Source organism: Streptomyces sp. NRRL S-378 (assembly GCF_000720645.1).
Classification (GTDB): domain Bacteria; phylum Actinomycetota; class Actinomycetes; order Streptomycetales; family Streptomycetaceae; genus Streptomyces.
In genome coordinates this window covers 1-5,921 of the sequence record NZ_JOBX01000126.1, presented here as the reverse complement: position 1 = coordinate 5,921, position 5,921 = coordinate 1, and the positions used below count along the sequence as shown (strand labels likewise).

The 5,921-nt window shown below is 71.2% G+C and carries 5 protein-coding genes; all 5 read right to left on the bottom strand.

What is annotated here, in order from left to right:
* Positions 1-1,645, bottom strand: a 1,645-nt coding sequence (locus IH80_RS40285; protein ID WP_051810354.1) for a serine/threonine-protein kinase, incomplete at its 3' end; no start/stop codon positions are given.
* Complete coding sequence (locus tag IH80_RS0137675; RefSeq protein ID WP_030966404.1) at positions 1,645-2,502, bottom strand: serine/threonine protein kinase; 858 nt, start codon at positions 2,500-2,502, stop codon at positions 1,645-1,647. The genes IH80_RS0137675 and IH80_RS40285, both read right to left, overlap by 1 nt.
* Positions 2,503-2,560: 58 nt before the next feature.
* On the bottom strand, positions 2,561-2,737 hold the full coding sequence (locus IH80_RS43270) for an Imm49 family immunity protein (RefSeq protein WP_234432528.1): 177 nt from the start codon (positions 2,735-2,737) through the stop codon (positions 2,561-2,563).
* Positions 2,738-2,942: 205 nt separating this feature from the next.
* On the bottom strand, positions 2,943-3,797 hold the full coding sequence (locus IH80_RS0137665) for an immunity 49 family protein (RefSeq protein WP_030966403.1): 855 nt from the start codon (positions 3,795-3,797) through the stop codon (positions 2,943-2,945).
* A partial coding sequence (locus IH80_RS0137660) for a hypothetical protein (protein ID WP_030966402.1) occupies positions 3,794-5,921 on the bottom strand: 2,128 nt, incomplete at its 5' end. The genes IH80_RS0137665 and IH80_RS0137660, both read right to left, overlap by 4 nt.

The following is a 5,921-nucleotide window of genomic DNA, read 5'->3' as shown; positions in this document are numbered from 1 at the left end:
CTTGTCTCGTGGGCTCGGAGATGTGTATAAGAGACAGGGGCACTTCCCAGAGCCTGCCGCCGGAGCGGGTGTCGACCTTCAGCAGGAACCACGTCTGGTCCTTGCCGAAGCCGTCGCGGGTGTGCGTGCCGCGGCCCCCGGCCAGGTAGACGGCGTCGGCCGTCGCGCAGAGCAGCTGGGTGCCGTAGAGGATCGCCCGCAGGTCCTTGAGTTCGCTGAAGGGGGCGTTGAGCTTGCCGGTGGCCGGGTCGACCGTGGAGACGCGGAGCGGGTCGGCCTCGTCGAGGGTGTAGTCGGCGGCGTAGACCTTCGTGCCGTCGGTGGTGGTGCGACGCATGAAGTAGACGGCGGGGTCGGCCCACTTGGCCGCCCCCGTCGCGGGATCGAGGCCCTTGACGCCGTACTCGCCGACGAGGAGGAGCCCGTTCAGGAGCAGCGGCGCGGGCGGGATGCGCGGGTCGGCGTAGCTGACGGGCTCCTGCCAGAGGAGGTCCCACGCGGGGTCCTTGGAGGGGGCTGGGGCAGGGGGCTTCGCGGTGGTGGAGTCCTCGCGGTCGAGCCAGGCCCAGGCACCGACGCCGGCCGCCCCGAGGAGGGACCCGCCGCCGAGGGCGAGGAGCCTACGGCGGGAGAAGCCGGACGGGGGCGGGGTCGTGCTGTCCGGGAGCGGCGCGGCGAGGGCGTGCTCCGGCGGGGCGGGCAGCCGGAGGGGCGGAGCGTTCCAGACACCGCCTGCGCGGCGGGCGATCTCCATGAGCAGCGGCTCGGGAAGGTGGCCGGCGAAGGAGCCGTCCTGCCCGGGGTGCAGGAGGGCGGCGAGACCGGAGGTGGTGGGGCGGCCGGCGGGATCCTTGTCGAGGCAGCGCGTCAGGACCGGGACGAGGGCGGGCGGGACTCCGGTCAGGTCGGGGTCGGCGTGGCGCACGCGGTACATGAGGTCGGCGTGGCCGCCGCTGCCGAAGGGACCGCGGCCGGTGGCGGCGTAGGTGAGGACGCCGGCGAGGGCGAACACGTCGCCCGCGGAGGTGTGTTCCAGGCCGGTCGCCTGCTCGGGGGACATGAAGGCGGGCGTGCCCGCGGCCGTGCCGGTGCGGGTGAGGCGGTCGTCGCCGAGGGCGCGGGCGATCCCGAAGTCGATGACCTTGGGACCCTCGGCGGTGATCATGACGTTGGAGGGCTTGAGGTCGCGGTGGACGACGTCCGAGGCGTGCAACTGGGCCAGCGCCGCGCACAGCAGGGCCCCCAGGGCGCGTACCGCGGGCTCGGGGAGCGGTCCCGCGAGGGAGACGGCCTCGTCGAGGGGCGGGCCGAGCACGTACTCGGTGGCCAGCCAGGGGGTTTCGGCGAGCGGGTCGGCGTCGAAGACGCGGGCGCCGTGGACGGGCCCCATGACGCGGGCCGCGTCGACCTCGAGGCGGAAGCGGGTGCGGACGGCGGGGTCGGCGGCGATGTGGGCGTGCATCGTCTTCAGCGCCACGGTCCGGCCGGTGGCCGAGCGGGCGAGGTAGACGGTGCCCATGCCGCCGCTGCCCAGGCGGGCGAGGAGGCGGTAGCCGCCGAGCACGTGCGGGTCGTCGTGCATGAGGGGGGCGAGCAGCGGGCGGCGCGGCGGGGTGAGCGGAGAGGCGAGGGGAGGGGTGAGCATCAGTGGTGGGTCCGGGGCATGGGAACGGGCGGCTCGGCGGCGAGGACCCCCGCCGACTGGCGTGCGAGGGCGACGACGACGGGCGCGGGCAGGGGCATCGGGCCGGCGGCCGGCTCCGGGTGGGTGAGGAGCTGGTGCGCCTGCGGGCGCCGGGCGGGGTCGCGGGAGAGGCAGGCCGTGACCGGCTCGCGCAGGAAGGCGGGGAGCTCGTCGCGTTCGGGGACGGTGTGACCGGTCGCGGCGTAGGCGAGTACCGCCCCCAGCGCGTACACGTCGCCCGGCGGGAGGGGCCGCCCGCCGGCCGCCTGCTCCGGGGCGAGAGCGCCGGAGTCGAGGGCCGGCAGGCCGCTGCGCCGCTCGCCGTCGGGCGCCGCGGCCCGTACGGCGCCGAAGCAGCTCAGGCGGGGGCCGTCGGTGGTGAGCAGCACGGCGGCGGGGGACAGGCCGGCGTGCGCGACGCCCTGCGCGTGGGCGGTGGCCAGCGTCCGCGCGAGGGCCGCGCCCAGGGCCCGTACGACGGGGTCGGGCAGCGGCCCGCCGTGGGCCCGCAGGGCGGCGGGCAGCGAGAGGGCGGGCCCGTAGGGCGCCGTGCACCAGGGCAACTCGGCGCCGCCGCCGCCGACCTCGCCGACCGGCTGGAACCCCGGTATGGAGAGCCGCCGAGCCCCCTCGGCCTCGACGGCCCAGCGGGTCGGGTCGGTGTCGGGGCGCGGGAGCCGGGCGAGGAGGGTGTGGCCGTCGCCGCTTCGGACGACGAACGCCTGCTCGGGAGAGCTGAGTTCAGGCTCGGTGACGAGCCGCGCGAGTGCGGTGTACGCCCCGACCCGCACGGGGTCGTCAGGCCGCAGCGCTTCCATACGCGATATCCCCCGTGTGTCTTGATCTCGCCCACCCTACTCAAGCCCCGGGCCGGGGCTACGCGTCGAACTCGCCGCGCCAGGCGAAGTCGAGGAGCGCCTGCGGGAGATAGCCGGTCTCGACCTCGACCGGGAGGCCGTTGGCCTTGGCCAGGCAGGCGATCGCCAGGGGGGCGATGGCAACGACGCCGTGGATGTTCTGCCGCCCTCCCCATTCCCGGCTGACCAGCAGCAACGACCCACCCCTGCGGCAGCAGCACCCGGACCGGAACTGTGGAACCCGGCACGCACCCGACACGACAGCCGGGACATCGGCATGCCCACGGCCCGCCGAACAAACCGACACGGCCCACCGCTGAACTGGCGGACCGTCACGAAAGATCGAGGCCAGAAGCACCGCGGATCGGGCTCCGCTGCCCGTCCGGGCTTCCTGGCTCTGGTTACGTCGGGAACTCGCCCACCCAGTCGCGGGTGAGGAGATGGTGGGGAAGGTATCCCGATTCCACATTGATGGGAATTCCACCATCGTGTGCGTGACAGGCGAGGGCCAGAGGGGCCAGAGCGAGGTGTCCGTCGGGCTTCTCTGCGCGTTTTTCGTCGACGGTCCAGTACGCCTTGTGGAGTTCGAGTGACTGCACGAGGAACTCATTGAAGCCATCAGGGTTGTTGGTGATCAGCAAGTAGAAGAGGTTGATGGGCGGTGCCAGCACAGTCTGGAGCAGGCCGTGCGGGGTGAGGGTGGCGGCGTCGGGCTGTGACATCTCGACGGCGAGGGTGAGTTTCTCCACCAAGTCGGGGCCCTGAAGCCAGTAGGTCTGGAGAGCGTCCACCCAATGCCAGACGAAGATGTCGTAGCCGCTGGATGCGATGCGGTTGAGCGGAACCTCCGCGAGTGCGTTCAGCCGTTCCCGATCGCGGCACACCATGGCCAACCAGAAGGTGGTCAGCCACGTGCCCAGGTCGGCGAAGCTTGCCGGGCCCTGGGCCGGCAGGGTGCGCATCCCACGGTTGATCCGACACTCCACGGTGCCTTCATCCGCGCACACGGTGGCGAACACGGCCGACCCGAGCTGCAGCGTGTTGACCACGGCCTCCCATGTCTCCAGCCGCTCCGCGGTCGGATCCACGGTGCAGCGCGCTCCGAGGTGCAGGAGGGCGTCGTTGAACACCATGGGGAGTGAATTCGGGTACTCCTCCAGCTCGTCTATGTCCCGAGCGAGACTCACCCAGAGACGCTCGGCCCACTCCTCTTCCGTGGCACCCGGGGTGAAATGCCGGCTCACGGTGACGGTCACGGAAGGCTCCTCTTGCTGAGGTCGAATCGCTGGTAGTGGTGGCCATTGTACGCAGGCGCGTTGGTGTCACCCTTGACGACTACATAGTCCAGCTTCCCGTGCTTGAGGGCTGTCTTCAGGGCCTCTGCGAGATCATCCTCGCTCTTGATCGTCTTTCCTCGGTCCTTCATTTCCCTGATGATGTCGAAGAAATATTCCTGCGACCCCTGAGAAACCCTGCGTCCCGTGGGTAGATTTCGGCCCCCGAGTCTTGTTTTGATGCTGCTCTTTGCCTCGATGACGACATACCTGCCCTCGGGCGTGAGCCACACCTGGTCGAACTGATCGTTGCCGTTCTTCGGCCCATGCAAGGTCTGTTTCACGGAACCGGGGTGGTTCTCGGCGATGTAGTGGTGCTCCGCCACGAACTCGCCGTAGCGCTCGGTTTCCCTGACCATCTGCGTGTGGGACTCCCGGTACACGCCCCGGCTTTCCGTCCACAGGCCGAGGCTTTCATCGGTATCCGTTATCTTGTGGGTGGCCTCCGCTTCATTCTTCAGCCTTTCGGCAAGAATGTCCCACTCGATGGTGAAGTATCGGTCCGTCGTTGCGTTCTTGAGCCTGTCCAGGCGCGCCGAATCGGTAACCGTGCTGGCATCCCTGTGGATGAGGTGGGGGTCGAGGTAGTGAGGCGTGGGCGGGTCGGGTGCATCCTTGGCCCTGATCCACGGATGGTTCGGGCTTTCCCTGGTGAGCTGGGGCGGCGTGAACCCACTCTCGTCCTTGAACTTGAGCCTTTTGCGGTTTCCGTTTTCCTTGTAGTAGGACTCGAAATACCCGGGCTCTTCGTTGGCCCGATATACCTGGATTTCCTGAATTTGCTTCTCGGTGAGACGCCCGGGAGGGCCGTAGGGATCACTGCCGTGGAGCATGAAGCTGGGCCGCTGTACCGGCTGGTGCGGGGTGGCGGGAGCCGGTGTCGCCGCGTCGTCCGCGGCACCCGGGCCCTGGGTGGGCGCAGCCGCGTCGTCCGCAGTGTTGCCGAGGTCGCCCAGGCTCCCGCTGCCCGGCGTCTGCGGATGGTGCCCGCCGGTGGACGTGGGCTCGTGGTGGCTACTGCCCGCGCCCGGGCCGTCGGCGTGGGCGCCGGCTGTGGACGGGGTGTCCGGGTGGGTGCCGCCCGTCGGGGACGGGGTGTCGCCGCCGCGTGAGGGCTGGTTGAGGTCGCCCCGCGGCATGTTGTCCGGGGCGTGGCCGCCCGGGGTGTGGTCGCCGCCGCGGCCACCGACGCCGGCCAGCTCGTGTTCCGGGACCCTGACCGGGGTGGCGTCGACGCCGCGCGGGCCGTTGTCGATCGCGTGGACCGGGCCGGAGATGTCGGAGCCGAGGCGGATGGCGTCGTCGCCGCCGCGGCCGCCGACGCCGGCGAGTTCGCGCTCGGGGACCTTGACCGTGGCGGGGGAGTCAACCTTGGGTGCGTCGGTGCGCGGCACGTCCGCGCCCGCGTCCGGTTGGCCCTTCGGGGCGTCCTTGACGGACTGGTCGAGGGTGCCGTCGGCCTTGAAGATGTTGCCGTCGGGGTCCATGAACTTCGGCGGGCCGTCGACGGGGAGTTTGACCGTGCCCGGCGGGAAGGTCGTCGTACCCTCGGGGAGCTTGATGTTGCCGTCGGAGAGCTTGATCGCGCCGTCGGGGACGGCCGACCCCGGCGGGAGGTGGATCGCCCCGTCCGGGAGGTGGACGGCTCCCTCGGGCAGGGCCAGCGCGCCGTCGAGGTTGATGTTCGGGACCTCGAACTTGCCCATGCCCTTCAGGCCGGCCATGACGTCGCCGATCTTCGAGAAGCCCGCGCCCGCGCCCTTGAAGATGTACGTCATCGGGTCGATGGCGTGCCCGGCCTTGCCCGCGAAGGAGAGGGTCTTGGCGACCGCGCCGGCCTTGCCGGCGCCCGCGGCGGCGCCGCCCGCGCCGCCGGTGAAGATCGTGGTCACGACGTTGAAGGTGACCGCGCCCGCCGCGCGGGACGGGTTGGAGCCCCACTGGTCCCAGGCCAGCAGCGCCTTGCCGGTCTCCTTCATCGCCGTACGGGAGTCCCGCAGCCACGAGGGCAGCTTGTCGTCCGGCGCGGACAGGAACAACGGCCCG

Bases quoted from the DNA above. Each gene is read 5' to 3' on its own strand.
- IH80_RS0137675 (WP_030966404.1), bottom strand. From the start codon at position 2,502: ATGGAAGCGCTGCGGCCTGACGACCCCGTGCGGGTCGGGGCGTACACC.